The sequence below is a fragment of the Idiomarina sp. UBA4206 genome (genome assembly GCF_002383015.1).
Classification (GTDB): Bacteria; Pseudomonadota; Gammaproteobacteria; order Enterobacterales; family Alteromonadaceae; genus Idiomarina; species Idiomarina abyssalis.
Map to the genome: position 1 here is coordinate 21,404 of NZ_DFTS01000039.1, position 2,429 is coordinate 23,832.

Sequence of the window (2,429 nt, forward strand, 5' to 3'; positions counted from 1 at the left end):
CGTCGTAATGGTCATTACGAGCCCGAATAGCCTGGCGACTGCAGTCACACTGGTAGAGAAGTTCAGCTTTTTGTAACTGATCTAACTGAGATTGATAAGTTGAGTCACGCTGGCTTTGGTACAAAACGGAGCCGTCCCATTCTAAACCATGGGACTCCAGCTGCGTTAAAATGGTATCGGCCGCTCCGGGAATCGCTCTTGGTTTATCGACATCTTCGATACGAACCAACCATTCTCCCTGGTGGGCTTTGGCATCTAAGTAACTACCAACGGCAGCAACTAATGAACCCAGATGCAAAGGCCCTGAAGGTGTCGGCGCAAAACGGCCACGATACATGAGCCGTTAGGCTCCGGTCATTTGTTTCTCTTTGATTTCAGCCAGCGTCTTACAGTCAACACATTGGTCAGCTGTAGGGCGAGCTTCTAAACGGCGAATACCAATTTCAATGCCGCAAGAGTCGCAAAAGCCAAAGTCGTCTTCTTCAATTTTCTGTAACGTTTTTTCAATCTTCTTGATCAATTTACGTTCGCGGTCACGAGTACGTAACTCGATACTGAATTCTTCTTCCTGAGCAGCACGGTCTACCGGATCAGGAAAGTTCGCCGCTTCATCTTTCATGTGATGCACGGTGCGATCAACTTCCTGACGTAATTGACGACGCCATTCTTCCAGAATACGACGAAAATGCGAGCGCTGCGCATCGTTCATGTATTCTTCGCCCTGTTTCTCCTGATACGGCTCTAAGCCGGCCATCGCCAGGATGCCATGGGTTTTCTTATCCTTGCCTTGAGGCATCATGGATCTCCTACATTCTCTATTAAAGAGTGCTTTAAAAGCGTGCGTTTAAAAAAAGGACGCTACGTATACCAGAAAGGATTGGTATTGGCAACGTTATTAGCATCAATTTTATTGCTTAAAATCCCCACTGTGCTGAGTTTCAAAGGGTTACGGGAACTGGTCTCTCCAGTTTAATTTCCTGCGGCGTGATAACACATTTCACGGCGTAGAACTCGACGCCTTCAGACTCTGCTTGTTTACAGAGTTCAGCGTACTTAGGATCAATATGTTTTGCTGGTGTAACCGATTCGATTCCCTGGTGCATCACCATATAAAGTTGTATGGCGCGATGACCGTCTCTGGTCATTTGCATGAGTTCATTGAGGTGTTTGTGAGCCCTTTGGCTAACGGGGTCCGGGAAGTAACCGCACTTATCATCGGCTAAGGTGACGCTTTTCACTTCAATAAAACATTCCTGACGGTTTGCATCTATTCCCCACCAGTCGATACGACTTTTTTCCCTGCCATAGCGCTGTTCGGGCTTCAGCTCCTGCCACTGACTAAGTTCAGGCACAAGGTTCGCCTGCAATAATTCGCCAGCCATACGATTGGCGTGTTGCGTATTGACCACAATCATCTCGGCTTTGCTGTTTTGAGCCAGTTCCCAGGTCAGTGAGTATTTACGTTTAGGGTTGTCGGAAACACTACACCAGGCTTTAAAGCCTGGCTGGGCACAACCCGTCATAGCACCAGTGTTAGGACAATGCGCTGTGATGATATCACCCTGACCAAAATCAATATCAGCCAGAAAGCGCTTGTACCTTTTTTGCAAAACTCCCTGGCGCAGGGGCTTGTTAAATTGCATCAGAGGCCTCATAACTCTAAAGTATAAACAGACAGCAAATTATCGGGAGAGGTACAGAATGTCCAGCGCACTCGCAATCTATTTAACTCAGGAAGCCCCCGCAAGTTATTGGAACCCAAAATCGAATTTAGTGTTTGGTGAAAACAAAGCACAAATCGTCTTAGTTGATGATGAAGCTGAAAACTTGCGACGTATCCAGAAAGCAGGCCGGACTCTGGACAATACCGGAGCCGTTACCATTGAAGCTGCCGGCGGTGACTGGAACCTGGAGCGTCAGTGGGCGTTGTCACAAGGTTTCACCTCAACTTTGTCAACCAATCAGGTTATCTGGAATAAAACCGATGAGCCTGCAGTTAAAGAGCTTGATGCCATGCGTGAAGCGACTCGCTTCAGTCGCGAACTGACCAATTTGTCAGCCGAAGAAATTTACCCTGAAAGCTTAGCGAAGCGGGTAACCGATCACTTTAAAGCCTTGGCACCGGATGCAGTCAGTGCGGAATTTATAAAAGGTGAAGCACTGAAAGATGCCGGCTGGATGGGAATTTACACGGTAGGTCGTGCCAGTCAGCACGCACCGGGGTTACTGGTGTTGGATTACAACCCAACCGGTGATGACAACGCGCCGGTTGAAACAGCTCTTATTGGTAAAGGTATTACCTACGACAGTGGTGGTTACAGCATTAAGCCCAGCGAAGGCATGTTGTCTATGAAGTGCGACATGGGTGGCGCCGCCACAGTATCCGGCGCATTGTCACTGGCAATACGTCGCGGCCTGAATAAGCGCGT

At 48.2% G+C, this 2,429-nt stretch carries 3 protein-coding genes and 1 pseudogene; 1 reads left to right on the forward strand and 3 read right to left on the reverse strand.

Annotated features, from left to right (window positions below; all coding sequences use genetic code 11):
* The 3 genes from B3180_RS08150 to sfsA form a co-directional block, all read right to left on the reverse strand.
* A partial coding sequence (locus tag B3180_RS08150; RefSeq protein WP_286843944.1) for a glutamate--tRNA ligase family protein occupies positions 1-337 on the reverse strand: 337 nt, incomplete at its 3' end.
* Between the two features lie 6 nt (positions 338-343).
* Complete coding sequence (gene dksA / locus B3180_RS08155) at positions 344-796, reverse strand: RNA polymerase-binding protein DksA (RefSeq protein ID WP_054489640.1); 453 nt, start codon at positions 794-796, stop codon at positions 344-346.
* Between the two features lie 142 nt (positions 797-938).
* Positions 939-1,643, reverse strand: a complete 705-nt coding sequence (sfsA, locus tag B3180_RS08160) for a DNA/RNA nuclease SfsA (protein WP_278358409.1) — start codon at positions 1,641-1,643, stop codon at positions 939-941.
* A 58-nt stretch (positions 1,644-1,701) separates the two neighbouring features.
* Between sfsA and B3180_RS08165 the strand changes: the two are divergent.
* A pseudogene (locus B3180_RS08165) lies at positions 1,702-2,429 on the forward strand (aminopeptidase PepB); the annotation flags it as partial.